This window comes from Streptomyces sp. NPDC014991, assembly GCF_043080665.1.
Classification (GTDB): Bacteria; Actinomycetota; Actinomycetes; order Streptomycetales; family Streptomycetaceae; genus Streptomyces.
In genome coordinates this window covers 579,742-603,766 of the sequence record NZ_JBIBVY010000001.1, presented here as the reverse complement: position 1 = coordinate 603,766, position 24,025 = coordinate 579,742, and the positions used below count along the sequence as shown (strand labels likewise).

Annotated in this window: 26 protein-coding genes; 13 read left to right on the top strand and 13 right to left on the bottom strand. The window is 72.2% G+C overall.

All coding sequences use genetic code 11. The features are described 5' to 3' along the window. Window positions 1-56 precede the first annotated feature (56 nt). Window positions 57-1,199: an exo-alpha-sialidase gene (locus ACF1BE_RS02715; RefSeq protein ID WP_392197396.1), complete on the top strand. Its 1,143-nt coding sequence runs from the start codon at window positions 57-59 to the stop codon at window positions 1,197-1,199. Here the strand turns inward: ACF1BE_RS02715 and ACF1BE_RS02710 are convergent. The 6 genes from ACF1BE_RS02710 to ACF1BE_RS02685 all read right to left on the bottom strand — a co-directional run bounded on the left by ACF1BE_RS02710 (window position 1,151) and on the right by ACF1BE_RS02685 (window position 8,073). Then, entirely contained in the window at window positions 1,151-2,134 is a 984-nt protein-coding gene (locus ACF1BE_RS02710; RefSeq protein ID WP_392197161.1) for a dihydrodipicolinate synthase family protein, read from the bottom strand. The two genes, ACF1BE_RS02715 and ACF1BE_RS02710, sit on opposite strands and share 49 nt — an antisense overlap. Then, complete coding sequence (locus ACF1BE_RS02705; protein WP_392197160.1) at window positions 2,131-3,138, bottom strand: ABC transporter ATP-binding protein; 1,008 nt, start codon at window positions 3,136-3,138, stop codon at window positions 2,131-2,133. Before ACF1BE_RS02705 ends, ACF1BE_RS02710 begins: the two co-directional genes overlap by 4 nt. After that, window positions 3,135-5,111, bottom strand: a complete 1,977-nt coding sequence (locus tag ACF1BE_RS02700; protein ID WP_392197159.1) for a dipeptide/oligopeptide/nickel ABC transporter permease/ATP-binding protein — start codon at window positions 5,109-5,111, stop codon at window positions 3,135-3,137. The genes ACF1BE_RS02705 and ACF1BE_RS02700 overlap by 4 nt, the downstream gene beginning before the upstream one ends. Then, window positions 5,111-6,067, bottom strand: a complete 957-nt coding sequence (locus ACF1BE_RS02695) for an ABC transporter permease (protein WP_392197158.1) — start codon at window positions 6,065-6,067, stop codon at window positions 5,111-5,113. Before ACF1BE_RS02695 ends, ACF1BE_RS02700 begins: the two co-directional genes overlap by 1 nt. A gap of 4 nt (window positions 6,068-6,071) precedes the next feature. After that, on the bottom strand, window positions 6,072-7,694 hold the full coding sequence (locus ACF1BE_RS02690) for an ABC transporter substrate-binding protein (protein ID WP_392197157.1): 1,623 nt from the start codon (window positions 7,692-7,694) through the stop codon (window positions 6,072-6,074). Window positions 7,695-7,887: 193 nt separating this feature from the next. Then, window positions 7,888-8,073 (bottom strand): DUF397 domain-containing protein, encoded by a 186-nt coding sequence (locus ACF1BE_RS02685; RefSeq protein ID WP_392197156.1) that lies wholly within the window; start codon window positions 8,071-8,073, stop codon window positions 7,888-7,890. Between the two features lie 163 nt (window positions 8,074-8,236). Here ACF1BE_RS02685 and ACF1BE_RS02680 point away from each other — a divergent pair, with 163 nt between their 5' ends. The 7 genes from ACF1BE_RS02680 (at window position 8,237) to ACF1BE_RS02650 (ending at window position 13,734) form a co-directional block, all read left to right on the top strand. After that, entirely contained in the window at window positions 8,237-8,446 is a 210-nt protein-coding gene (locus tag ACF1BE_RS02680) for a hypothetical protein (RefSeq protein ID WP_392197155.1), read from the top strand. Then, window positions 8,443-8,658 carry a hypothetical protein gene (locus ACF1BE_RS02675; protein ID WP_392197154.1) on the top strand — a complete coding sequence of 72 codons (216 nt, stop codon included), beginning with the start codon at window positions 8,443-8,445 and terminating at the stop codon, window positions 8,656-8,658. The genes ACF1BE_RS02680 and ACF1BE_RS02675 overlap by 4 nt, the downstream gene beginning before the upstream one ends. A gap of 111 nt (window positions 8,659-8,769) precedes the next feature. Then, window positions 8,770-9,201 carry a hypothetical protein gene (locus tag ACF1BE_RS02670; RefSeq protein WP_392197153.1) on the top strand — a complete coding sequence of 144 codons (432 nt, stop codon included), beginning with the start codon at window positions 8,770-8,772 and terminating at the stop codon, window positions 9,199-9,201. Beyond that, a complete protein-coding gene (locus ACF1BE_RS02665) occupies window positions 9,188-10,798 on the top strand; it encodes a caspase domain-containing protein (RefSeq protein ID WP_392197152.1) in 1,611 nt (536 codons plus the stop codon). The genes ACF1BE_RS02670 and ACF1BE_RS02665 overlap by 14 nt, the downstream gene beginning before the upstream one ends. After that, a complete protein-coding gene (gene recO / locus ACF1BE_RS02660; RefSeq protein ID WP_392197151.1) occupies window positions 10,746-11,492 on the top strand; it encodes a DNA repair protein RecO in 747 nt (248 codons plus the stop codon). The genes ACF1BE_RS02665 and recO overlap by 53 nt, the downstream gene beginning before the upstream one ends. Before the next feature lie 26 nt (window positions 11,493-11,518). Beyond that, window positions 11,519-12,367 carry an isoprenyl transferase gene (locus tag ACF1BE_RS02655; RefSeq protein WP_392197150.1) on the top strand — a complete coding sequence of 283 codons (849 nt, stop codon included), beginning with the start codon at window positions 11,519-11,521 and terminating at the stop codon, window positions 12,365-12,367. A gap of 38 nt (window positions 12,368-12,405) precedes the next feature. Then, window positions 12,406-13,734, top strand: coding sequence for a histidine-type phosphatase (locus ACF1BE_RS02650; RefSeq protein WP_392197149.1), 1,329 nt, complete (start codon window positions 12,406-12,408; stop codon window positions 13,732-13,734). A 70-nt stretch (window positions 13,735-13,804) separates the two neighbouring features. On the opposite strand, the gene ACF1BE_RS02645 is transcribed toward ACF1BE_RS02650, so the two are convergent. Genes ACF1BE_RS02645 through ACF1BE_RS02630 form a run of 4 tightly spaced genes read right to left on the bottom strand, consistent with a single transcriptional unit; the run spans window position 13,805 to window position 16,925 of the window. Next, window positions 13,805-14,215 carry a Fur family transcriptional regulator gene (locus ACF1BE_RS02645; protein ID WP_121788903.1) on the bottom strand — a complete coding sequence of 137 codons (411 nt, stop codon included), beginning with the start codon at window positions 14,213-14,215 and terminating at the stop codon, window positions 13,805-13,807. A gap of 60 nt (window positions 14,216-14,275) precedes the next feature. Beyond that, entirely contained in the window at window positions 14,276-15,178 is a 903-nt protein-coding gene (locus ACF1BE_RS02640; RefSeq protein WP_392197148.1) for a metal ABC transporter permease, read from the bottom strand. Next, complete coding sequence (locus tag ACF1BE_RS02635) at window positions 15,178-15,945, bottom strand: metal ABC transporter ATP-binding protein (protein ID WP_392197147.1); 768 nt, start codon at window positions 15,943-15,945, stop codon at window positions 15,178-15,180. The genes ACF1BE_RS02640 and ACF1BE_RS02635 overlap by 1 nt, the downstream gene beginning before the upstream one ends. 20 nt (window positions 15,946-15,965) lie before the next feature. Beyond that, window positions 15,966-16,925, bottom strand: coding sequence for a metal ABC transporter substrate-binding protein (locus ACF1BE_RS02630; RefSeq protein ID WP_392197146.1), 960 nt, complete (start codon window positions 16,923-16,925; stop codon window positions 15,966-15,968). 160 nt (window positions 16,926-17,085) lie between these two features. On the opposite strand from ACF1BE_RS02630, the gene ACF1BE_RS02625 reads away from it, so the two are divergent. Then, window positions 17,086-18,468: a glycine--tRNA ligase gene (locus ACF1BE_RS02625; RefSeq protein WP_392197145.1), complete on the top strand. Its 1,383-nt coding sequence runs from the start codon at window positions 17,086-17,088 to the stop codon at window positions 18,466-18,468. A gap of 99 nt (window positions 18,469-18,567) precedes the next feature. Here the strand turns inward: ACF1BE_RS02625 and ACF1BE_RS02620 are convergent, their stop codons facing one another. Then, window positions 18,568-19,017 (bottom strand): nuclear transport factor 2 family protein, encoded by a 450-nt coding sequence (locus ACF1BE_RS02620; RefSeq protein ID WP_392197144.1) that lies wholly within the window; start codon window positions 19,015-19,017, stop codon window positions 18,568-18,570. Between ACF1BE_RS02620 and ACF1BE_RS02615 the strand changes: the two genes are divergently transcribed. Continuing rightward, the gene (locus ACF1BE_RS02615) at window positions 18,988-19,167 is read left to right on the top strand and encodes a hypothetical protein (protein WP_392197143.1); all 180 of its coding nucleotides are present in this window, start codon (window positions 18,988-18,990) and stop codon (window positions 19,165-19,167) included. The two genes, ACF1BE_RS02620 and ACF1BE_RS02615, sit on opposite strands and share 30 nt — an antisense overlap. Before the next feature lie 126 nt (window positions 19,168-19,293). On the opposite strand, the gene ACF1BE_RS02610 is transcribed toward ACF1BE_RS02615, so the two are convergent. After that, on the bottom strand, window positions 19,294-20,349 hold the full coding sequence (locus ACF1BE_RS02610; protein ID WP_392197142.1) for a chitinase: 1,056 nt from the start codon (window positions 20,347-20,349) through the stop codon (window positions 19,294-19,296). Between the two features lie 204 nt (window positions 20,350-20,553). Here ACF1BE_RS02610 and ACF1BE_RS02605 point away from each other — a divergent pair, with 204 nt between their 5' ends. Both ACF1BE_RS02605 and ACF1BE_RS02600 read left to right on the top strand, forming a co-directional pair. Next, entirely contained in the window at window positions 20,554-21,564 is a 1,011-nt protein-coding gene (locus ACF1BE_RS02605) for an aldo/keto reductase (protein WP_392197141.1), read from the top strand. A 25-nt stretch (window positions 21,565-21,589) separates the two neighbouring features. Next, on the top strand, window positions 21,590-22,189 hold the full coding sequence (locus ACF1BE_RS02600; protein WP_392197140.1) for a TetR family transcriptional regulator: 600 nt from the start codon (window positions 21,590-21,592) through the stop codon (window positions 22,187-22,189). A 4-nt stretch (window positions 22,190-22,193) separates the two neighbouring features. Here ACF1BE_RS02600 and ACF1BE_RS02595 read toward each other — a convergent pair whose 3' ends face one another. After that, window positions 22,194-23,333, bottom strand: coding sequence for a serine hydrolase domain-containing protein (locus tag ACF1BE_RS02595; protein WP_392197139.1), 1,140 nt, complete (start codon window positions 23,331-23,333; stop codon window positions 22,194-22,196). 186 nt (window positions 23,334-23,519) lie between these two features. On the opposite strand from ACF1BE_RS02595, the gene ACF1BE_RS02590 reads away from it, so the two are divergent. Then, a complete protein-coding gene (locus ACF1BE_RS02590; RefSeq protein ID WP_392197138.1) occupies window positions 23,520-24,002 on the top strand; it encodes an OsmC family protein in 483 nt (160 codons plus the stop codon). Window positions 24,003-24,025: the final 23 nt, after the last annotated feature.

The window sequence follows — 24,025 nt, the reverse complement described above, 5'->3', positions numbered from 1 at the left end:
GTGGATGTGGGGAGTATCAGGAGGTGATCGGACTGTGCCGCTGGTTGTTCGTCGGGGTGGGTCTGCTCGGCCTGTGCGGCGTGCCGTCGCCCGCGTACGCCTCGCCCGTCGGGTGCGTCTCCTCCGTGCCCTACGTCTCCGGGCACGGTTACGCCGCGCACCGGATTCCCGCGGTCGTCGTCACCCGGCAGGGCACCGTCCTGGCCTTCGCCGAGGGACGGCGGGACGGTGTGGGCGACACCGGGGACATCGACGTCGTGCTGCGCCGCTCGACCGACGGCGGCTGCACCTGGGGCCCGCCGGCGGTCGTGACCGCCGGGCGGGGTGACACCCGCGGCAACCCGGTGCCCGTCATCGACCCGCGCACCGGTGCGGTCGTCCTGGTGACCTGCGCCAACAGCGGGGCCGTCACCCAGGCGCAGATCATGCGCGGCGAGGTCTCCCCGGAGCGGGGCCGCCGGGTGTTCGTGCAACGCAGCGTGGACGACGGCCGGCACTTCACGGTCCCCCGGGACATCACGGCCGGGGTGACGCGCCCGGACTGGCGCTGGTACGCCACCGGCCCCGGCCACGCGGTCGCCCTCACCCGCGGCCCGCACGCCGGCCGCCTGCTGGTCCCCGCCAACCACTCCGCCGCCCCGCCCGCCGGTTCCCGGGACACCGGCCAGGAGCCCCGCTACCACGGCGGCCACGCCCTCTACAGCGACGACTCCGGCCGCACCTGGCACCTGGGCGTGGACGCCGGCTACGACGGCGTGACCGACGCCGACGAGACCAGCGCCGCCGAACTGGCCGACGGCCGCCTGTACCTCAGCTCCCGCGACCAGGACGGCACCGCCCCCGGCAACCGCCTCGACAGCTACTCGTCCGACGGCGGACGCACCCTGGACCGCCCCTACGCCGTCCAGCCGGCCCTGAACGACGTCCCGGTGGTCCAGGGCAGCGTCCTGCGGCTCCAGCGCCCCGGTGGCCCGCTGCTGTTCTCCGCGCCGTCCGTGCCGACCGCCCGCCGCGCCCTGGCCCTGTGGTCCAGCACGGACGCCGGTCACACCTTCACCCGGCTGCTCACCCTCCCGGACCGCCCGGCCGCCTACTCCGACCTGGTCCAGCTCGGCCCCGGCACCGTCGGTGTCCTGTACGAGACCGGCGGTCAGAGTCCGTACGAGTCGCTGGAGTTCCGCAGGATCCCGCTGCCCTGAGAGCCGGGGTCGAGCAGTCCGGCCGCCGCCAGGAACCTGCCGACCCTCTCGACCTCCTCGCCGGACAGCGGCACCTGCGGCTCGGCCGTCACCGGGCAGTCGATGACGCCCCGCAGGTGCAGTGCCGCCTTGAACGCGCCCAGCGCCGACGAGCTGCCGCCCATCCGCGCCGGGTCCCCGGCCCCGGTCAGCCCGAACAGCGCGCACAGCCGCTCCTGTTCGGCCCGCGCGCCCTCCGCGTCACCCGCCCGGCACAACCGGTACAGGCGGACGTAGCCGTGCGGGTCGACGTTGGCCAGCCCCGGCACGGCCCCGTCGGCGCCCAGCGCCAGGGCCGCGTCGGCGATCAGCTCGGAGCCGGTCAGCACGCTGAACCCGGGGTGGGCGCGGGCGCCCGTGACGACCTCACGGAAGGCGGCCAGATCCCCGCTGGAGTCCTTGACGCCGGCCAGCACCCCGTCCCCGGCGAGCCCCAGCACCAGGTCGGCGGGGAGCTTGGTGTGCACGGCGACGGGGATGTCGTAGGCGATGACCGGGACGGGGCTGGCGGCGGCGATCCGGCGGTAGTGGTGGACGATCTCCGCGGGGTGGGTGCGGGCGTAGAACGGCGCGGTGACGACGACGGCCTGCGCGCCGGCCGCGGTGACCGCCGCCACGTGTTCGAGCACCCGCGGGGTGGTCATGTCGATGGCGCCCGCGAGGACGGGCAGCTGACCGGCCACGTGAGCCGTCACGGCCGCCACCACCCGGCTGCGCTGCGTGTCCGTCAGGAAGGCCGCCTCCGACGTGGAGCCGAGCAGGAACAGCCCGTGCACCCCGCCCTCCACCAGGTGCCCGACCAGGCGCAGCAGCGAGGGCACGTCCACCTCGCGCTCCGGGGTCAGGGGCGTGCAGACGGGCGGGACGACACCGGTGAGCGGGACGGGGAAGGTCATCGGGGCTCCTGGCGAGCTGGGTCGCGGGTCGGCTGGTCCTCCTCCACAGGATGGTGACAGCGGTAGCGGTGTCCCGGCTGCGACGCGGCCGAGAAGTCCGGCATCGCCTCGGCGCACACCGCGTCCGCCTGCCGGCAGCGGGTGCGGAACGGGCAGCCGCTCGGCGGCCGGGTCGCCGAGGGCACCGGCCCGGTCAGCGGGATCGGTTCGACGGGGTCCAGCAGGCCGGGCGTGGCCGAGAACAGGGCGCGGGTGTACGGGTGCCGGGCGGCGTGGGTGACGTGGCCGGCCGGGGTCTCCTCCACGATCCGGCCGAGGTACATGGTGATCACCCGGTCGCTCATCCGCCGCACCGTCTGGATGTCGTGGGAGACGAACACCATGGCGAGGCCGAGGCGTTCCCGCAGGTCGAGCAGCAGGTTGAGGATCTGCGCGCGGACCGAGACGTCCAGGGCGCTGGTCGGTTCGTCGGCGACGAGCAGGACGGGGTCCAGGGCCAGCGCGCGGGCGATCGCGACGCGCTGCCGCTGCCCGCCGGACAACTGCCCGGGCACGGCGTCGGCGAGGGCCCCGGGCAGGCCGACCAGACCCATCAGTTCCCGCACCCGGTCCTCCCGTTCGGCCCGTGTGCCGCGTGCGTGGACGTCCAGCGGATCGCGCAGGACACGGCGGACGGTCAGCCGGCGGTTCAGGGCCGTCGACGGGTCCTGGAAGACCATGCCGACGCCCGCGCCCACCGTGGCCCGGCGTTCGGCGGGCGGCATCGTCCACAGGTCCCGGCCCCGGAACGACACCGTTCCGCGGGCCGGCCGCTCGACGCCCACGAGCACCTTCGCCAGCGTCGACTTCCCGCATCCCGACTCGCCGACCACGCCGACCGTCTCACCGGCACCGACGGCGAGGGTGGCGCCGGTCAGCGCGTACACCCGGTCGCGCCGGAACAGGCCGCCGCCGCGTGCCCGGTGGACGACGTGCGCGTCCCGTACCTCGACGACAGCGGTCACGGCCGGGCCTCCTCGCTCCACGCCGACGTCAGGTCCACCGCCGGGTGGTGGCAGGCGGCCGTGTGCGCGGGGGCGCCCGCGAGGACCGGGGCGGTCGTACGGCACACCTCGCCGGCGAGCGGGCAGCGGTCGGCGAAGCGGCAGCCCGCGGGGAACCCGGCGGGAGCCGGTACGACCCCCTTGATCTGCGCCAGCCGTTCCTCGGCGGACTCCAGCGACAGCACACTGGCGAGCAGGCCGCGCGTGTAGTGGTGGGCCGGCGCGGCCACCAGGTCGGAGGTGACCCCGCTCTCCACGATCTGCCCGCCGTACATGACCACCACCCGGTCGGTGACGTCGGCGACGAGCGCGAGGTCGTGCGAGACGAGGAGCAGCGCGAAGCCCAGTTCCCCGCGCAGCCGCAGCAGCAGTTCCATGACCTGGGCCTGCACGGTGACGTCCAGGGCCGTCGTGGGTTCGTCGGCGACGATCAGGGACGGGTCGCGGGAGAGGGCCATGGCGATGAGGACGCGCTGGCGCTGCCCGCCGGACAGTTCGTGCGGGTAGCTGCGCAGGGTGCGTTCCGGATCGAGGCCGACCAGCGTCAGCAGTTCGCGCGGGCTGCGGCGGCCTCCGCGCCGGACCAGCTGCCGGAGCTGGGCGCGGACGGTCATGGCGGGGTTCAGCGCGGACAGGGCGTCCTGGTGGACCATGGCCATCTCGTGGCCGAGCAGCCGCCGCCGGGCCCGCGCCGGTTCGGCGAGCAGGTCCCGCTGCCGGAACCGTACCTGGCCCCGGACCCGCGCCCCCTCGGGTTGCAGGCCCATGACGGTGAGCGCGGTCAGCGACTTCCCGCAGCCCGACTCGCCCACCAGGCCCAGCACCTCGCCGGGGTACAGCTCGAAGCCGACCCCGGCCACGATGTCCACGCCCCGGTGCCGGCCGGGGAAGCCGATGGTGAGGTTCTCCACGGCGAGCACCGGCTGCCCGTCCCGGGAGGGCAGCGGCCGGGCCCGGGAGCGCAGCCGCCGGGCGGCCTCGGTCAGGCCGGGCAGCGGGAGCACCTCGCCGCTGCCGGGCTCGGGTGTCTCCAGCCGGTCCGGTGGCGCCGCCACCTCGCGCGGTGCGGGCGCCGCCCAGGCGTCGGAGACGCCCTCGGACAGGATGTTCAGCGACAGCACGGTGAGCAGGATCAGCAGCCCGGGGAAGACGGTGGCCCACCAGCCGCCGGTCAGCACCATGTTCTTGCCGTCGGCGATGACACTGCCCCAGGACGGGTCGGGCGGTCGTACGCCCGCGCCGATGAAGGACAGCGACGCCTCGAACACGATGGCCTCGGCGACCTGGACGGTGCAGAACACCAGCACCGGGGCGGCACAGTTGACGGCCACGTGCCGCAGCACGATGTGCGGGGTGCGGGCGCCGATGACCCGTTCGGCGGTGACGTAGTCCTCGCCGTACTGGTCCAGGACGTTGGCGCGGACGACGCGGGCCACCGGCGGGGTGAACAGGAAGGCGAGGGCGCAGATCAGCACGCCGATCCCACCGCCGAACACGGCGACGAGGACGGCCGCGAGGGCGATGCCGGGGAACGCCATCACCACGTCGAGGCAGCGCATCAGCGTCTCGTCGACGGCCCGGCGGGAGGTGGCGGCGAGCGCCCCGAGCAGTGCCCCGGCGACCAGGGCCAGTCCGGTGGCGCCCAGCCCGATCGCGAGGGACCACCGCGCGCCGTACATCAGCCGGCTCAGGACGTCCCGGCCCAGGCTGTCCTGCCCCATCCAGTGCGCGGCGGACGGCTGCCCGGTGCCGCCGGCCGGGTCCTGCTGGTCCAGCGGGTCGTCCGGGGCGAGCAGCGGGGCGAGTACGGCGACCAGGACGACCAGGGCCAGGAAGCAGACGGCCGCCTTCGACGACAGCGGCAGCCGGCGCGAGCCGCGCAGCCGGACGCCGGGCCGGGAGAGCCGCTCGGTGAGACGCGCACGCGTGATCATCAGCCCGCCCTCAGACGTGGGTTGACCAGCAGGTACAGGAGGTCGATGACGAGGTTGACGACGACGAACCCGGTGGCGGTGGTCAGGACGACCCCCTGCACGACGGCCGGGTCACCGTTCTGCACGGCGTCGATCATCAGCTTGCCCATGCCCGGCAACGAGAAGATCGTCTCGATGACGACGGCACCGCCCAGCAGGTAGCCGACGCGCAGCCCCAGCACGGTCAGCGGGTTGACCAGCGCGTTCCTCAGAACGTTCCGGCCGACCACCACCCGGGGCGGCAGGCCGCTGCCGATCGCGGTGCGCACGTAGTCCTTGTCCAGCTCCTCCACGACCGACGTCCGCACGATCCGGGTCAGCTGCGCGGCCACCGGCAGGGACAGCGCGACGGCGGGCAGGGTCATGGTCCGCAGCCAGCCGGTGACGGAGTCGGCGAGGTTGACGTAACCGCCGGTCGGGAACCAGCCCCGGTCGACGGCCAGGTACTGGATCATCAGCAGCGCCAGCCAGAATCCCGGCGCCGCCACGCCGACCAGCGAGACGACCCGGATGACCTGGTCCGGCACCCGGTCCCGGTACACGGCCGCCGTCACCCCGCCCGCCAGCGCCACCACGACCGCGAGCGCGAGACCGAGGAAGGTCAGCTGGAGGGTGAGCGGCAGCGCGGTGGCGACCTGGTCGGCCACCGGGGCACGGGTGAGGGCGCTGGTGCCGAGGTCGCCGTGGAGCAGGTCGCCGACGAAGTGGACGTAGCGCACGGGCAGCGGGTCCAGCAGCCCGTTGCGTTCCCGGAAGTCGTGCAGCTGCCGGGGGGTCGGATTGGCGCCCTGGAAGAACGCGGACGCGGGGTCGGCGTCCGAGAACCGCATCACCAGGAAGACGAACAGCACGATGCCGAGGAGCAGCGGTACGAGCAGGACGACCCGGCGGAGCAGAATGCGTACGACGGCCGTCATGCCGTCAGGTCCACCGCGCGCGCAGCAGGTTGACGCCCGGGTACGGCTGGGCCCGTATCCCGGTGAGCCTGCGCGGGTCCCAGGCCGTCATCAGCTCGTTGTGCACCACCGGGTACAGCACGGCCTGTTCGGCGACCACGTCGATGTAGTCCTGGACCATGGCCTTCTTCTTCGCGGGGTCGGGTTCCCGGGTCGCCCGCTCCATGTCCTTGAAGAGCTGCCGGGCGACGGGGTCGTCGGCCCACCGGGTGTAGCGCATCCACAGGTTCTGGGGCCCGTAGTTGTAGTGCATGATCAGGTCCGCGTCGAGCCCGAACTGGTTGGGGTTGGAGGCGGCGGCGACGACCTGGTAGTCCCGCTTCTGGTCCATCTTGGTGAAGACGGCCGTGGTCTCCTGCGGGGCGAGGGTGGTCTCCACACCGATGGCGTCCCAGGAGGCCTTGACGGTCGGCAGGCAGTCGACGATCCAGCTGACGTTGACGGCGAGGATCTCGACCTTGAGGTTCCTCACCCCGGCGGCCTTCAGCAGCGCCTTCGCCTTTTCCGGGTCGTGCCCGTAGACGGTCCTGGCCGGCCGGTAGGCGGGGTTGCCCTCGTCGAGGAAGGAGGACGCGGGTCTCCCGTGCCCCTTGAGGGCCACCCGCACCATCTTCTCCCTGTCGATGGCGTGGTGCAGCGCCTGGCGGACCCGCACGTCGTCGAAGGGCCTGTGCCGGGTGTTGAACATCAGGAAGAGGTTGTTCATCCCGGCGCCGCCCGCGACCTTCAGCCCGCCCTGCTCCAGGCGCGGGATGTTGGCGTAGGGGACGTTGTCGGCGATCTGCGCTCCGGCGTCGGTCCCCGAGATCTTCGCGACGCGCGAGGCCGCGTCCACGATGGTGAGCCAGTTCATGCGTGTGAAGGCCGGTTCGCGGGGGCCGTTGTAGGCGGCGAACGCCTCGAAGGTGGTGTTGGACTTCGGGTGGTGCGCGGTCTGCCGGTACGGCCCCGAGCCGACGGCCAGCCCCCGGACCGCCTCGTCCCAGGCACCCGGCCGGGAGAAGACGTGCCTCGGCATGATCTTGGCGAGGGTGAGCCGGGCGAGCCCGTCCGGGAACGGGAACCGGAGCACCAGCTCGACCGTGCGTGCGTCGATCTTCCGCACCCTGTCCAGCCAGCCGGCGAAGAACCCCTTGGCGAGAGTCTGGGTGGCCGGGTCCAGGATCCGCTCGAAGACGAACACGACGTCGTCGGCGGTGACGGGCCTGCCGTCGTGGAAGACGGCGCCCGGGCGGAGGGTGAACCGCCAGCGGGTGGCGCCCGGATCCCCCGGCACCTCGGTGCCCAGCGCCGGATACGGCACCCGGGTGATCGGGTCGGTGTCCAGCAGCCCTTCGTAGACGTGGTTGTTGGCGGCCATCGCGAACGCCGACGCCGTCTGCGTCGGGTCCCAGCTGCCGTCGTTGCCGTACCCGATCACGGCGGTCAGCGTCCGCTCCTTGCCGCTGCCCCCGTGCCCGGTGTCGTTCGTGGACTGCGGGCCGCCGGAGCAGGCGGTCAGTGCGGCGCCCGCCCCCAGCGCTCCGGCGCCCCTCAGGAACGACCGGCGGCGCGGCGCCGGTACGCCGGGAATCACGTCGTCGCGCACGGGTCCTCCAGCAGGTCGGTGGGGAGGGGCGGGAGATACGACGTCCTACGTCCTACGTCCGGTCGGTAGCGCGACCTTAGGAGGGGCTGTGGGGGCGGTCAAGACGGCATGCACGAATGGCCCAGTCGCCAGAGGTCGGGCCAATGACGGAGCCGACCGGCAACTGGGCTGTCGAGTCGGTGCGCTCAGGCCGTCAGGCGCCGACGAACTCCGCCCAGACCGGGGCCCCGACCACCAGCACGGCCCCGTCGGGCACCTTGCTGTCCCGGACGGGCACGACACCGGGGACCCCGTCGGCGACCTCGACGCAGTCGCCGCCCTCACCGTTGCTGTGACTGCTCCTGCTCCAGCGGGCGTTGCTCAGGTCGTACTCGCGCATCGTCTGAAGTCCTCCGCCGCCGATCCGATCAGGGGCACCGTCGGCCATGGCCAACCCTCTTCAGCTGCCGTGCGCTTGTAGGGCGCGGGCGATTGCCGAGTGTGGACGCGGAGCGTCACCCTGGGTGCACGAAGCGTGAAAACCGGAAAGGCAGGGAAGCACAGTGAGGGCTGTCGAAGAGGCGGAGGAGACGTTGCGGGAATTGCGGTCGGCTCTGGAGAAGGCCGGGGTCGTTCTCCCGTCGCTGGGACTCGACCCGGTGAGTCTCGCGAGGGAGGTGCCGTGCCCGCTCGTGGAACTGGGCCGCTGTTCGGTGGAGACCGCGCGGAGCCTCACGGCGGCCCTGACGGCTTCCCCGGGGGTGGCGCGGTGAAGCCTCCCGCCGGCAGCCATGTGGTCGACACCCGTACCGGCCGGGTCGGCGTCGTCATGGGGCACGAGGGGCCGTACGTACAGGTGAAACCCTACGGCGGAGGCCGGGAGTGGGACGCCGAGCCGGAGGCGCTGCGCGGGGCGACGCTCGCCGAACGGCTGAGCGCGGCCACCGCGTACGCCAACGCGCGCAGCCGCGGAGAGGCGCTCTAGCTCCGCCGGCCGGCCAGTCACTCCATCACGCCAGATGTCCGGACACGGGCGCCGGGCGCGCTCTACTCTGATCCGGTCGCGGACGTCCGCGGCCAAGAGGGGGCCTCTCACATGGAGTTACAGGTCAGAGTCGCGCACGTCCGTCCGCCCGGGGGCAGCGTGGGTGAAGAGCGGCACGGCAGCGGGGGATGGACGGAGTCCTTCGCCGGCTGGATCACCGAAGACCGCCGGCTGGGGCGTTCCGTCGTCGTACGGTGGACGCGCGTCCCGGCCCCCGACGGCGCTATGTCACCGGGCGCGCTGGACTGGATCAGCCTCGCCGTCGACTCCGGTTCGTTCCTGACCGGCCTGATCGCGCTGTTCGGCGCTTTCCGCGCCGCGCTGCCCCGGCGTGAGCAGGCGTCCGCGCGGCTGGTGGTGGAGTACGGCGGGAAACGCTACCTCATCGACGAGGAGACACCGGAGGACGCCGCGCGCGTGGCGCGGGCGCTGGGCCTCCTCCCGGCGCCGGACGAGGGGACGCCCGGCCGTGCCACTGCCTGACCCGGGACAGAGCCACGCCGTGCTCATCGGCGTGCACGACTACCGGCAGCTCGACCCCCTGCCCGGTGTCGAAGCCGGTGTCGGCAGACTGGCCGAGCTGCTGTGCGACCGCGAGGTCTGGGGCCTGCCCCGGCGCAACGTCACCGTCGTCGGCGGCCGGGCCTCGGCGGACGACATCCTCAAGGCGGTGCGCGACGCCGGGCAGGCGACGACCGCCACTCTTCTCGTCTACTTCGCGGGGCACGGGCGGCGCGAGCACAACGGTGATCAGCTGCACCTGGCGCTGGCCGAGGCGGACAGGGACCACGTGGAGATCGGGGCGTTGCCGTATTCGTTGCTGCTCGGCCTCGCCAGAAGGGCGGGGCATGGTGCACGACGTCGCGTCATGCTCCTCGACTGCTGCTACAGCGGCCTGGCCATTCCGATGGGGGACTCCGCCACCGCTCTGGGCCACCTGGTGAGCGAACCGGACGCGGGGGAGGGCAGCGGGCCGGGCGACAGCGGCTTCGCCAGCTGGATCATGACATCCACGTCGAGGACGGAACTCTCGTTCTCGCCACCCCACGGTTACCCCTACTTCACCGGTGCCCTGATCGACGTCCTGGAGCACGGGGTCGCCGGGGCGGGACCGACGCTGACCTTCGACCGGATCGCGAAGGAGGCCGGGGACCGCCTCCGGAGGCTGGGGTGTCCACGGCCCCAGTGCGCCGACCACAATGCCGCAGGAGAGGAGTCCTGGGTCCGCAACCGCGCTGACAAGGGCTCACAGGAGGCACCGCCCCGGCCCGTCCCGCACGCCGGGACGGGCCCGGCACCCCGTTCGGCCGCCCTCTCCGCAGAGTTCCCGTTCGACACCGTCAAGGGCGGCGGATACCGGATCGGCGCGGTCAAGCGGCAGCTGGACGGCGTCCTCGCGACCGTGGAGGATCCCCGCCTCGGGTGGCGGGCCCGGTCACCCCACTTCCGCACCGTGTCGGTCAGGTGGATCTGGGGGTACGACATGCGGCAGGTCGACGCCCATATCGAGCAGCAGCGCGCCGAACCCACCGAGTTCGTCGACGCGCTGCGCCTGGTGCTGGCACGGCAGGGCATCACCGTCCTGCCCGACGGCGACCCCGGAGGCCGCCGGCTGAGGGAGAGATGCGGTGCCTCCGGAGCGGAGCGCCTGATCGGCTACGCCGAGAAGGGGGCGATGGCCTGCACGGACACCCACCTGTGTCTGAGCTCCTCGGCCTTGATGAGGATTCCCTACTCCGCGCTCGAAGACGTGTCCCTCGCCACCTCGTCCAAAACGGTCCGCACGGTCACCGTCACGGATCAGGGAGGATTCTCGGACGACAGTCGTCACTTCATCACGCGCGTCACCTTCGGACACCGCACCCTGGAGTTCGACGAGTTCTCCATGGCGCCCGTACAGAAGGCACTCCGCGGCTTCCTGCCCGCGATGGACGACCTGCGCCGGCGTCGTCCCGAGTGGTTCCGTCAGGCGGCGGGAAAGTGCCCGGTGTCCCCGGGCCGCTCGCCGCATGGGCGAGAATGGGGGCATGAGTCTGTTCCGCGACGACGGCATCGTGCTGCGCACCCAGAAGCTGGGTGAGGCGGACCGGATCATCACCCTGCTCACCCGTGGTCACGGACGCGTACGCGCGGTGGCGCGCGGGGTGCGGCGCACCAAGTCGAAGTTCGGGGCCCGGCTGGAGCCGTTCTCCCACGTGGATGTGCAGTTCTTCGCGCGCGGCAGCGAGCTGGTCGGGCGCGGCCTGCCGCTGTGCACCCAGAGCGAGACGATCGCGCCGTACGGCGGGGGGATCGTCACCGACTACGCGCGGTACACGGCGGGCACCGCCATGCTGGAGACGGCCGAGCGGTTCACGGACCACGAGGGGGAGCCGGCCGTACAGCAGTACCTGCTGCTGGTCGGGGCCCTGCGGACGCTCGCCCGCGGCGAGCACGCACCCCACCTCGTCCTGGACGCCTTCCTGCTGCGGTCCCTCGCCGTCAACGGGTACGCGCCCAGCTTCGGCGACTGCGCGCGGTGCGGCATGCCCGGCCCCAACCGGTTCTTCTCCGTGGCCTCGGGCGGCTCCGTCTGTGTCGACTGCCGGATGCCCGGCAGCGTCGTACCGTCCCCGCAGACCCTGGTTCTGCTGGGGGCGCTGCTTACGGGAGACTGGGAGACGGCGGACGCGTGCGAGGCGCGCTACGTCCGCGAGGGCAGCGGACTGGTGTCCGCCTACCTGCACTGGCATCTGGAGCGCGGGCTGCGCTCCCTGCGGTACGTAGAGAAGTAGTCCACGGTCGAGGAGACGAGAAGCACATGGTGGTACGCGGGTTCCTGGGGCGCCAGCGGCGCGAGTACACGGCGCCGGAGCCGCATCCGTCCGGTGCCCGCCCGCCGAAGCTCCCGGCCGAGCTGATCCCGGAGCACGTGGCGATCGTCATGGACGGTAACGGCCGGTGGGCCAAGGAGCGTGGGCTGCCGCGCACCGAGGGGCACAAGGTCGGCGCCGAACGCGTGCTGGACGTGCTCCAGGGCTCCATCGAGGTCGGTGTGCGCAACATCTCCCTGTACGCCTTCTCCACCGAGAACTGGAAGCGGTCGCCCGACGAGGTCCGCTTCCTGATGAACTTCAACCGCGACTTCATCCGCCGCACCCGCGACCAGCTCGACTCGCTCGGCATCCGGGTGCGCTGGGTGGGCCGGATGCCCAGACTGTGGAAGTCGGTCGCCAAGGAACTGCAGGTCGCCCAGGAGCAGACCAAGGACAACGACCTGCTCACCCTGTACTTCTGCATGAACTACGGCGGCCGGGCCGAGCTGGCCGACGCGGCGAAGGCCCTCGCCGAGGACGTGAAGGCCGGCCGGCTGGACCCGGCCAAGGTCAACGAGAAGACCATCCAGAAGTACCTGTACTACCCGGACATGCCGGACGTCGACCTGTTCCTGCGTCCGAGCGGCGAGCAGCGCACCTCCAACTACCTGCTCTGGCAGAGCGCGTACGCCGAGATGGTCTTCCAGGACGTGCTGTGGCCCGACTTCGACCGCCGTGACCTGTGGCGGGCCTGCGTCGAGTTCGCCTCCCGCGACCGGCGTTTCGGCGGCGCCGTCCCGAACGAGGAACTGCTGGCCATGGAGGCCGCCATGAGGGGCGACTCCACCTCGTAGCCACCGGGAGTTCACACGGGCCGCCGAGGATGCGGATCATGAGACGCCTCACCCCTGTCCTCACCCTCGGCGCCCTGCTGCTCGCCGCCCTGCCCGCGCACGCGGCCGACGACGGCCCCGCACACCGCGAGAGTTACGGCACCAAGGCGCCCTATGCGCCCCAGCGGAACCCGCGCGACTACCAGAGGCCCCCGGCCGGCTTCGTTCCCGTCCTCACCGAGAACGTCTCCCGGCACGGTTCGCGCGCGGCCTCCGACAGCGAGGACGGGGATCTGATCCTCGCGCTGTGGGACGAGGCGGAGGCCGAGGGGCAACTCACCCGCAAGGGCGAGGAGTTCGGGCCCCGGGTGCGGGCGCTGCTCGCCGCCATGGCGAAGACCGGCTACGGCAGCCTCAGCGGGCGCGGCCGGCAGGAGCTGGCGGACACCGCCGCCCGCATGCACAAGCGGCTGCCCTCCCTGTTCGCGACGATCGCCCGCGACGGCGAGAAGATCGACGTCGTCAGCTCCGGCCAGGGCCGGGCCGTGGACAGCGGCAACGTGTTCGCCGGCGCCCTCGCCGACGCCGACCCCGCGCTGAGGCCGCTGATCGGGCCGACCCGCACCGACAAGGACCTGCTGTACTTCCACAAGGCGGCGGGCGGTGCGGCCTACCGCGACTACATCGACCACGACCAGCGCCTCAAGGACACCCTGAACGGCATCACCGGCCAGGACCGCACGCGGCAGGCCGCCCGCAGCGTCCTGCGGAAGATCTTCACGGACTCCTTCGTCGCACGGATCCAGGACCCGGCCGGCGCCGCCCAGGCCGTCTACGACCTGTACGCCATCGCCCCCGCGATGAGCGAGGAGAGCCCGGACGGCGAGGGCTGGGGCCTGGAGCGCTACCTCTCCCGCACGGACGCGGCCTGGTTCGGCTACCTCGGCGACGCCGAGGACTTCTACGAGAAGGGCCCCGGCTTCTCGGACAGCGACATCACCTACAGGATGGCCGGCGTCCTGCTCGACGACCTCTTCGAGCAGGCCGAGGCCAAGCGCGCCGGGACCAGCGACCTCGGGGCCGAGCTGCGCTTCACCCACGCCGAGGAGCTCATCCCGCTGGCCGCGCTGATGGGCCTGCCGGGCAGCACCCGGCCGGCGGCACCGGGGGAGCCGTACACGTACGCCGGCAACCCGTGGCGCGGCGCCTCGGTCTCCCCGCTGGGCGCGAACATCCAGTGGGACGTGTTCCAGAAGGGCGACCGCTACCTGGTCCGCATGCTCTACAACGAGAACGAGACGGCTTTCAGGGCCGGCTGCCGTCCCGTCGCCAGGAACAGCGCCTTCTACGACCTGGACGAACTGGAGCGCTGCTTCGGCCGGGACTGAGCCGGCGGCCCGAGGGGGCGCGGGCAGCCGCGCGAACGGCCACGACGGACCCGCGGCCGTGGAGGTGCGCTCAGCCCGCCGCGCAGTCGGCGCACGTGCCGAAGATCTCCACCGTGTGCGCCACGTTCACGTACCCGTGTTCCGCGGCGATCGCCTCCGCCCACTTCTCGACGGCCGGGCCCTCCACCTCCACCGCCCTGCCGCAGGCGCGGCAGACCAGGTGGTGGTGGTGCTCGCCGGTGGAGCAGCGGCGGTAGACGGACTCGCCGTCGGAGGTGCGCAGGACGTCGACCTCGCCGGCCTCGGCGAGGTTCTGGAGCGTGCGGTAGACGGTGGTGAGCCCGACCGAGTCGCCCTTGTGCTTGAGCATGTCGTGCAGTTCCTGCGCGCTGCGGAACTCGTCGACCTCGTCCAGGGCCGCCGCCACGGCTGCACGCTGTCGGGTCGCGCGGCCCTTAACGGGCGGTCCAGCGGTGGTCACCGGTTGCCTCCTCACGTCTGGCGTCTGCCGGGCCATTGTGCCAGTCCGCACCGACAGCGGTCAGGCGCCGACCTGGTCCCCGGCACCCCGCGTAGCCGGAATCGAGCACTCCGCCGGGTCGCCCGCGGGCTGGGCCGCGGCTGCCGCGCGGGCGCGTCGCCTGGCCAGCGGGGCGGCCAGGGCGGTCAGCGCGACGAAAGCGGCGATGGTCAGGAGGACGATCGTGGCACCCGGCGGGACGTCCTGGTAGTAGGAGGTGACCGTGCCGCTGACGGTCACGGCCACCCCGATCGCCACCGCGATCACCAGCGTGACGGTGAAGCTGCGGCTGAGCTGCTGCGCCGCGGCCACGGGCACGACCATCAGCGCGGACACCAGCAGCAGGCCGACGACCCGCATGGCCACCGTGACGGTCACCGCCGCGGTGACCGCCGTCAGCAGGTTGAGCGCGCGCACCGGCAGGCCCGTGACCCGCGCGAACTCCTCGTCCTGGCTGACCGCGAACAGCTGGCGGCGCAGGCCCAGTGTGACCAGCAGCACGAAGGCGGCCAGGACGCAGATCGTGCTCACGTCGGAACGCGACACCGTGGACAGCGAGCCGAACAGGTACGAGGTCAGGTTGGCGTTGGAGCCGCCCGGCGCGAGGTTGATCAGCATCACGCCGCCGGCCATGCCGCCGTAGAACAGCATGGCCAGGGCGATGTCGCCGCGGGTCCTGCCGTACCAGCGGATCAGTTCCATCAGCACCGCGCCGAGCACCGAGACCGCCGTCGCCATCCACACCGGGGACGTGGACAGCAGGAAGCCCAGGCCGACGCCGGTCATGGCCACGTGTCCGATGCCGTCGCCCATCAGCGCCTGACGGCGCTGGACCAGGTAGATGCCGACCGCGGGCGCGGTGATGCCGACCAGCACGGCCGCGAGCAGCGCCCGCTGCATGAAGGCGTAGTCCAGGAATTCCATCAGCTCAGCAGTCCCGTGCGGATCGGTTCGGTGCCCGCCGGTGCGTGCGGGTGTACGTGGTCGTGGCCGGGCAGCGCGTGCTGGCCGACCGCGCGGGGCGGCGGGCCGTCGTGCAGCACGCAGCCGTCCCGCAGGACGACCGCCCGGTCGATCAGGGGCTCCAGCGGGCCCAGTTCGTGCAGGACCAGCAGGACGGTCGTACCGGCCTCGACCTGCTGCCGCAGCGTCCGCGCCAGCACCTCCTGGCTGGCCAGGTCGACACCCGCCATCGGCTCATCCATGATCAGCAGCTCGGGCTCGGAGACCAGCGCGCGGGCGATCAGCACCCGCTGGTGCTGGCCGCCGGAGAGGGCGTCGACGGAGTCCTTGGCGCGGTCGGCCATGCCGACCAGCTCCAGGGCCCGGTGCACGGCCTGCCGGTCGGCCCTGCGGAAGACGCCGAAGCGGGTGCGGGACAGCCGGCCCGAGGAGACGATCTCGGTCACGGTCGCCGGGACCCCGCCCGCGGCCGTGGTGCGCTGCGGTACGTAGCCGACGCGCGCCCAGTCGCGGAAGGACCGGCGCGGGGTGCCGAACAGTTCGACGGTGCCGCCGCTGACCGGCACCTGGCCGATGACGGTGCGGATCGCCGTCGACTTGCCGGAGCCGTTGGCGCCGAGCAGGGCGACGACCTCGCCGCGGCCGACGGTGAGGTCGATGCCCCGCAGCACGGGGCGCGCGCCGAGTTCGGCGCTCACTCCCCGCAGGGCTATGACGGGCTCTCGCATGATCCTGCCTTCCGTGCCGGTCACTTGGCGCCCAGGGCCTGGCGGAGCGCCTTGAGGTTGGCCTGCTGGACGGCGAAGTAGTCCTTGCCGCGGGACCTGTCGGTGATGCCCTCGAGCGGATCGAGGACGTCGGTCCGCAGGCCCGTGTCGTGGGCGAGGGTCCGTGCGGTCCTGTCGCTGACGAGCGTCTCGTAGAAGACGGTGCTGACGCCGTCGGCGCGGGCCGTCCGCTCAAGGTCCTTCACGCGCGCGGCGCTCGGCTCGGACTCGGGGTCGAGGCCGCTTACGGATTCCTCGGTGAGGCCGTAGCGCTCGGCGAGGTAGCCGAAGGCGGCGTGCGTGGTGAGGAAGACCTTGCTCCGGGTGTGCGCGAGGCTCTGGTGGAACTCGAGGTCCAGGGCGCCCAGCTTGCCGGCCAGGGTCGCGGTGTTCTTCCGGTAGTCGGCCGCGTGCTCGGGGTCGGCCTTCTCGAAGGCCCTGCCGACACCCTCGGCGACCTGGGTGTACTTCACCGGGTCGAGCCAGATGTGCGGGTCCTTGCCCGCCCCTTCGCCGTCCTGGTGGGTGTCGTTCCCGGCCGCGTGGCCGCCGACCTCGGTGCCGTGCTCCTCAAGCGTGGTCAGGCCGGCCGCGTCGATCTTGGTGCCGACCGGGGACTGGGCCACCGCCTCGTCGACGGAGGGCTGGAGGCCCTTCAGGTACAGGACGGCGTCGGACTCCTCGAGCTGGGCGATCTGGCGGGGGCTGATCTCCAGGTCGTGCGGCTCCTGGCCGGGGGAGGTGAGCGTGGTGACGTGGACGTGCTTCCCGCCGATCTGCTCGGCGAGGAAGGTCATCGGGTAGAACGACGCGACGACGTCGAACTTGCTGGTGTTGGCCACGACCGCCGTGCCGCCGGAGCAGCCGGACAGCGTGCCGGCCCCGAGGGCGGCGACCGCGGCGGCCGCGGCGGCGGGTATGAGGCGTCGTCGTACGTTCATGACAGTCATTTTCAACAAACATGGAAACCGTTGTCAACTACGCTCACCAGTCGGTCTTCGCGGGGGCCGATTTGGTCGTGGGGGAGCATGCGCCGGTAACCTGAATCATTCGCTGGAAGCATCTCGCTTCAACGCCCGTCGTCGTAATGAAGAGAGCACCGTGGCCGCCGACAAGATCGACACCATCGTCAGCCTGAGCAAGCGCCGTGGCTTCGTTTTCCCGTGCAGTGAGATCTACGGCGGACAGCGTGCCGCCTGGGACTACGGACCGCTGGGTGTCGAGCTGAAGGAGAACATCAAGCGCCAGTGGTGGCGCTACATGGTGACGTCGCGCGAGGACGTGGTCGGTATCGACTCGTCCGTCATCCTGGCCTCCGAGGTCTGGGTCGCCTCCGGTCACGTCGCCACCTTCACGGACCCGCTGACCGAGTGCACCTCGTGCCACAAGCGGTTCCGTGCCGACCACCTGGAAGAGTCGTACGAGGAGAAGAAGGGCCACGCCCCGGCGAACGGCCTCGCGGACGTCAACTGCCCGAACTGCGGCAACAAGGGCCAGTTCACCGAGCCCAAGCAGTTCTCCGGCCTGCTCTCCACCCACCTCGGTCCGACCCAGGACTCCGGCTCCGTCGCCTACCTGCGCCCCGAGACCGCCCAGGGCATCTTCACCAACTTCGCCCAGGTGCAGACCACTTCGCGTCGCAAGCCGCCGTTCGGCATCGCCCAGATGGGCAAGTCGTTCCGCAACGAGATCACTCCTGGCAACTTCATCTTCCGCACCCGCGAGTTCGAGCAGATGGAGATGGAGTTCTTCGTCAAGCCGGGCGAGGACGAGCAGTGGCAGGAGTACTGGATGGAGCAGCGCTGGAACTGGTACACCGGGCTGGGCCTGCGTGAGGAGAACATGCGCTGGTACGAGCACCCGAAGGAGAAGCTCTCCCACTACTCCAAGCGCACCGCCGACATCGAGTACCGCTTCCGGTTCGGCGGCTCGGAGTGGGGCGAGCTGGAGGGTGTCGCCAACCGCACCGACTACGACCTCGGCGCCCACTCCAAGGCCTCCGGCCAGGACCTCTCCTACTTCGACCAGGAGGCCGGCGAGCGCTGGACGCCGTACGTCATCGAGCCCGCGGCGGGCGTCGGCCGCACCATGCTGGCCTTCCTGCTCGACGCCTACGTCGAGGACGAGGCGCCCAACGCCAAGGGCAAGATGGAGAAGCGGACGGTACTGCGCCTCGACCACCGTCTGGCCCCGGTGAAGGTGGCCGTCCTCCCCCTGTCGCGCAACCCGGAGCTGTCCCCGAAGGCCAAGGGCCTCGCCCAGGCCCTGCGGCAGAACTGGAACATCGAGTTCGACGACGCGGGCGCCATCGGCCGCCGCTACCGCCGCCAGGACGAGATCGGTACGCCGTTCTGCGTGACCGTCGACTTCGACACGCTCGAGGACAACGCGGTGACCGTGCGCGAGCGGGACACCATGAAGCAGGAGCGCGTGTCCCTCGACCAGATCGAGGGCTACCTGGCCAGCCGCCTGCTGGGCTGCTGACCCCGGCCGCACCGGCCACCCGGGCCCGCCCGCCCTCCCGGACTCAGGGAGGCGGGCGGGCCCTGTGCTGTTCGGGCCGCCGGACGGGTCTTGTGCCGTTCAGGCCCGCGCGGCGGCGACATCCGCGCCGTCCATGTGGTCGCGGACCCGGATCAGCAGCCCGTCGCGGACGTGGAGGGCCGGCAGGCCGGGGACGCTGAAGGCCGTCTCCCCGGGCGGCAGCGTCCCCACCACGACGTGCTCGGCCACGAGCACCTCCGGGTCGGCGCTGCCGAGCACCGCGACCTGCCTGATCTCCCGCACCCGGGCGGGACCGGCGCCCCAGGCCGCCCGGTGTCCCGCGCGTAGCGCCTCGCGCCCCTCGAAGCACGGGGGAAAGCCGGGAGCGACCGCGCCGCGCGGACGTTCTCCGCGCTGCCGACGGCCACCGACGCCGACGCGCTCGTCGAACAGCCGCCGGCCGCGCTCGGCCTCGAACTGGGCGGTCTTCCCGAGGGCGCGCCGACGATGGTGCGGTCCGTGCTCACCGGCCCGGCAACCGCCGACCACCTCCGCGACACCCTCGGCCGGCAGGCCGTCGCCGTCGCCGTCGCCGCCGCCCTGCCCGCGGGCGCGGACCCCGAGCTGCGCGCCGCGCTGACGTCACCACCCTGCTCGGTGTCACCATCGGCCGTCAGCTCCTCGGTCCGCCCCCGCTGAGGGACGCCCCGGCCGACCGCACGGCCGCGCTGCTCCGGCCGGCCGTCAGGGCCCTGGCGGAACCGCGGGAACAGGACGCGGTGGCCGCCGGCGCCGGGAGGCGGGGCCGGCGGCCGAGCTGTCCGGTCAACGGCCCTGGAGCGCCTTGACGTTGTCGCCGAACGTCCAGTTCTTCGAGCCGTCCCAGTTGAGCGACCACGTCATCAAACCCTTGAGCGAGGTGCCGTAGTGCTTCCACGCCTGGGAGACCAGGGAGGGGGACATGTAGCCGCCGCCCGCGCCGGGCTGGGCGGGCAGGCCCGGGACCTGCTTGTCGTAGGGCACCCGGACCGTCGTGCCCTGCACCACCAGGCCCTTGTCCAGGCAGTCGGTCTGCGCGGTGAAGCCCTGCACCGTGCCCGCCGACCAGGAGTCGCCGGAGCAGCCGTACATGCTGCCGTTGTAGTACTGCATGTTCAGCCACCACAGGCGGCCGTTGTCCGCGTACTTCTTGATCACCGGCAGGTACGCGCCCCAGATCGAACCGTAGGTGACGCTGCCGCCGGTGACGTACGCGGTCTCCGGGGCCATCGTCAGGCCGAAGCCGGACGGCATCCGGTCGAGGATGCCGTCGATGATGCGGATCAGGTTGGCCTGGGAGGCGGAGAGCCGGCCGATGTTCCCGCTGCCCGTGAGGCCCGTCTCGATGTCGATGTCGATGCCGTCGAAGTTGTACTTCTTCAGGATCGGCACGATGGTCGCCACGAAGCGGTCGGCGACCGTCGAGGACGACAGGTCGATGCCGGCCGCCGCGCCGCCGATGGAGAGCAGGATCGTCTGGCCGGACGCCTTCGCCTGACACATCTCGGCGGGCGTGGCCACCTTCACGCCGGAGTCCATGCCGTCCTCCCACAGGGCCGTGCCGTCCGAACGGATCACCGGGAAGGCCGCGTTGATCACGTTGTAGCCGTGGGCGGGGATGCGGGAGTCGGTGATCGGGGTCCAGCCGAAGGGCGGGTGGACGCCGTTGGCGGAGCCGTCCCAGTTCTCCCAGTAGCCCTGGAGCACCTTGCCCGCGGGCCGTGACTTCACCGCGCAGGTGTCGGCGGCGGCGGAGGCGGTGGGTGCGGTGGCGACGGCGAGCGGGGCCAGGACGGCCGTGGTGACGGCGGCGGTGAGCAGGCGCAACGTTCGGCGGAGCATGCGGTCCTCCCGGTGTGGGGTGCGGTGAGGTGGGGGTGCGGTGAGGTGGGGTGTCGCAGGCATGACAGTCAGCGGTTATGACAGTGCGTCTGGTCCAGACCTTTCGTCAAGAGGTCTGGACCAGGCACCGAAACGGAAGGAGGCGGTAGGGAATGACAAATGACAGATATTGAAATCTGTCATCTGTCATGGCAGTGTGGAGGCATGACGCTGCGAACCCGAAACCTCGGAACCACCGGCCCCCGTGTCTCCGCCCTCGGCCTGGGCTGCATGGGCATGTCCGCCCTCTACGGCGACGCCGACCGCGTGGAGTCCGTGGCGACCGTCCACGCCGCCCTGGAAGCGGGCGTCACCCTCCTCGACACCGGCGACTTCTACGGCATGGGCCACAACGAGATGCTCATCGGCGAGGCTCTGCGCACCGCCCCGCCGGCCCGCCGTGAACAGGCGCTGGTCAGCGTGAAGTTCGGCGCCCTGCGCGACCCGGCGGGCGACTGGATCGGCGTCGACGGCCGCCCCGCCGCCGTCCGCAACTTCGCCGCCTACTCCCTCCAGCGCCTGGGCGTCGACCACATCGACGTCTACCGCATCGCCCGCCTCGACCCACAGGTGCCGATCGAGGAGACCGTCGGCGCCATCGCCGAACTGGTCGAGAAGGGGTACGTCCGGCACGTCGGCCTCAGCGAGGTCGGCGCCGAGACCGTCCGCCGGGCCGCCGCCACCGCCCCGATCGCCGACCTCCAGATCGAGTACTCCCTCCTGTCGCGCGGCATCGAGCAGGGCATCCTGCCCACCACCCGCGAACTGGGCATCGGCATCACCGCCTACGGCGTGCTCTCCCGCGGGCTCATCTCCGGCCACTTCACCCGCGACAGGCAGCTGGCCGCGAACGACTTCCGCGCCCACTCACCCCGCTTCCAGGGCGACAACCTCCGGCACAACCTCGGCCTGGTCGACGCCCTCCGCGAGATCGCCGAGCGCAAGGAGGCCACCGTCGCCCAGATCGCCATCGCCTGGGTCCTCTCCCGCGGCGAGGACATCGTCCCGCTGGTCGGCGCCCGCACCCGCGAGCGGCTGACCGAAGCGCTGGGCGCCCTCGACGTCACCCTGGACGCGGCCGACCTCGCGGCCGTCGAGGAAGCCGTCCCGGCGGACGCGGCGGCCGGCGAGCGCTACCCGGCCGCGCAGATGGCACTCCTCGACAGCGAGCGCTGAACCCCCGGCGGGTACGGTCTAGAGCATGCCACCGACCAGCGAGATCCTGACCGCCGAGCGCATCCTCGAGGCGACGGAGGAAGTGCTGCGCCGCCACGGCCCGGCCAAGGCCACCGTGGTCGACGTGGCCCGCGCGCTCGGCGTCAGCCACGGCAGCGTCTACCGGCACTTCCGGACCAAGGCGGCGCTGCGTGAGGCGGTCACGAAACGGTGGCTGGACCGTACGTGCCGGTCGCTCGCCGGCACCGCGGCCGAGGACCGTGACCCGGAGGAGCGGCTGCGCGCCTGGCTGACGGGGCTGTTCGACGCCAAACGCCGCAAGGCGCACGACGATCCCGAGCTGTTCGCCACGTACGGGGTGCTGACCACGGAGAACGGGACAGCGGTCGGCGAGCACATAGCCGATCTGCTCGCCCAGCTGACCGGGATCATCACGGCGGGGACCGTGACGGGCGTCTTCTCGGTGCCCGATCCGGCCGTCGCGGCGCGCGCGGTCTTCCACGCCACCAGCCGTTTCCACGACCCCTGCCACGCCGGGGAGTGGCGGCGCCCCGGCGCCGAGGAGGAGTTCCAGGCCGTGGTGGACCTGCTGGTGCGCGGCCTGTCCGCACCCGGCACGCCCTGACGCGTCACGCCGTGATCCGCCAGAAGTCCCGCATCAGCGCGGTCGGCGTGGGGCCGGTCATCGCGACCTGGGTGAGCAGGATCGCGACCGTGCCGGTGGCCGGGACCAGATGGGCGGTGGTGCCCGTGCCGCCGACCCAGCCGTAGCGGCCCGGCACGTTCCAGGGCTCGGCCCGGTTGATGTCGACCTGGCCGCCGTAGCCCCAGCCCTGCCCCTCCAGGAACAGCCGGCCGATCTCCCGCTGCCCGGCGCTCAGCTGGTCGCTCGTCATCCGGCTGACGGAGGCCGCGGAGAGCAGCGGGCGGCCGTGCGCCTCCCCGCCGGCCAGCAGCATGCGGGCGAAGCGCAGCCAGTCGTCGGCCGTCGAGACGAGGCCGCCCTGCCCGGAGGGGAACGCCGGCACCCGGCTCCAGTCGCCGTCCGGGCCGTCCGCCGGCTCCGGCACGCCACCGGTACCCGGCCGGTAGTAGGAGGTGAACCGGTCCCGCTTCGCCGCCGGCGCCTCGAACGCCGTGTCCCGCATGCCGAGCGGCTCGAAGATCCGCTCGGCCAGGAACTCCGGGAGCGTACGGCCCGACACCCGAGCGATCAGCACGCCCTGGAGGTCGGACGAGGTGCCGTACAGCCAGGCCTCGCCCGGCTGGTACAGCAGCGGCACCCGGGCCAGCTCGGCCAGCCAGTCGTCCGGGGCGGGGTAGGCCTGCGGGGCGCGGCCGTCCTTCTGCACCTGGAACAGCGCGGTGACCGCCGGCAGCGCGAAGTCGGACGGGAAGCCCCAGCCGGTGCGCGAACTGAGCAGGTCCTCGACCGTGATCGGCCGGCGCGCGGGGACCACGTCGTCCACGGCGGCGGACGGGGTGCGCACCACCACCGGCTGCGCCAGCTCCGGCAGCCACCGCTCCACCGGGTCCTCCAGCGCGATCCGCCCCTCGTCCACCAGCGTCAGCACGCCCGCCGCCGTCACCGGCTTGGTGAGCGAGGCGATCCGGAAGAGCGAGTCCCGGGTCATCGGCGCCGGACCACCCACGTGCCGGTGCCCGACGGCCACCGACTCGACGTCGTCCCCGCGGGCGACCAGGGCCACGGCGCCGGGCACGACGCCGCTCTCGACGTACCCGTGCAGCATCGCGTGCAGTGCGGTCATGGTCCTGCTCCTCGGCTCCCGGTCGGCGATCGACGGCGCTGCGCGGCCGTCACCTTCTACGACCCCGCCCCCCGCCAGAACTCATCGCGGGGGCAGCATCGTGAGGTGGCCGGAGAACGACTTGTTGTACACCTGCCTGACGGGGAACCACGGCGCTCAGGCCGAGCGACTTCTAGGCTCTGGCCCATGACGACGACAACGCACACCTACGACGTCACGGTCGAGTGGACGGGCAACCTCGGATCGGGCACGGACGGTTACCGGTCCTTCGGCCGGGACCACGAGGTGTTGGCGGACGGCAAGGCCGGGATCGCCGCCTCCTCGGATCCCGCGTTCCGCGGTGACCCCGCGCGCTGGAACCCCGAGGAGTTGCTCGTGGCGTCCGTCGCTCAGTGCCACATGCTCTGGTACCTCCACTTCTGTGCTGTCGGCGGGGTCGTCGTCACGGACTACGAGGACCACGCCCACGGAGTCATGACCATGGACGAGAGCGGCGGAGGGGGCCGGATCACCGAGGTCGCCCTGCGCCCCGAGGTGACGGTCGCCGACGCGTCGATGGTGGAGAAGGCGCGCTCCCTGCACGGCGACGTACCCGCCGTGTGCTTCATCGCCCGCTCGGTGAACTTCCCCATCACCCACGCTCCCGTGATTCGCGTCCAGGGGAACTGAGAGCGCCAGCACCCGCAGCGGGT